1 rRNA gene is annotated in these 1,023 nt (G+C 53.6%); it reads left to right on the top strand.

Annotated features, from left to right (window positions below):
* Nucleotides 1-6: 6 nt before the first annotated feature.
* Nucleotides 7-1,023, top strand: a 23S ribosomal RNA gene (locus M3206_RS18670); the annotation flags it as partial.

Here is a 1,023-nt window from a genome sequence, read left to right as displayed (position 1 = left end):
TTATAAGGTTAAGCTAGAAAGGGCGCACGGTGGATGCCTTGGCACTAGGAGCCGAAGAAGGACGGGACGAACACCGATATGCCTCGGGGAGCTGTAAGTAAGCACTGATCCGGGGATTTCCGAATGGGGGAACCCACCATCCGTAATGGGATGGTATCCATATCTGAATACATAGGGTATGAGAAGGCAGACCCGGGGAACTGAAACATCTAAGTACCCGGAGGAAGAGAAAGCAAATGCGATTTCCTGAGTAGCGGCGAGCGAAACGGAAACAGCCCAAACCAGAGGGCTTGCCCTCTGGGGTTGTAGGACACTCTACATGGAGTTACAAAGGAACGAAGTAGGTGAAGCGGTCTGGAAAGGCCGGCCAAAGAAGGTAACAGCCCTGTAGCTGAAACTTCGTTCCCTCCTGAGTGGATCCTGAGTACGGCGGGACACGTGAAACCCCGTCGGAATCCGGGAGGACCATCTCCCAAGGCTAAATACTCCCTAGTGACCGATAGTGAACCAGTACCGTGAGGGAAAGGTGAAAAGCACCCCGGAAGGGGAGTGAAACAGATCCTGAAACCGTGTGCCTACAAGTAGTCGGAGCCCATTAACGGGTGACGGCGTGCCTTTTGTAGAATGAACCGGCGAGTTACGATCCCGTGCAAGGTTAAGTTGAATAGACGGAGCCGCAGCGAAAGCGAGTCTGAATAGGGCGACATAGTACGTGGTCGTAGACCCGAAACCGTGTGATCTACCCATGTCCAGGGTGAAGTTCAGGTAACACTGAATGGAGGCCCGAACCCACGTACGTTGAAAAGTGCGGGGATGAGGTGTGGGTAGGGGTGAAATGCCAATCGAACACGGAGATAGCTGGTTCTCCCCGAAATAGCTTTAGGGCTAGCCTCGCGGCAAGATTCCTGGAGGTAGAGCACTGATTGGACTAGGGGCCCCCACAGGGTTACCGAATTCAGTCAAACTCCGAATGCCAGAGAATTATCCGCGGGAGTCAGACTGCGAGTGATAAGATCCGTAGTC

Origin of the sequence: Fictibacillus phosphorivorans (assembly GCF_023715845.1) — a bacterium.
Lineage (GTDB): Bacteria > Bacillota > Bacilli > Bacillales > Fictibacillaceae > Fictibacillus > Fictibacillus phosphorivorans_D.
The sequence above is the reverse complement of the archived record's forward strand: the minus strand, read 5'-3'. Positions and strand labels throughout refer to the sequence as shown.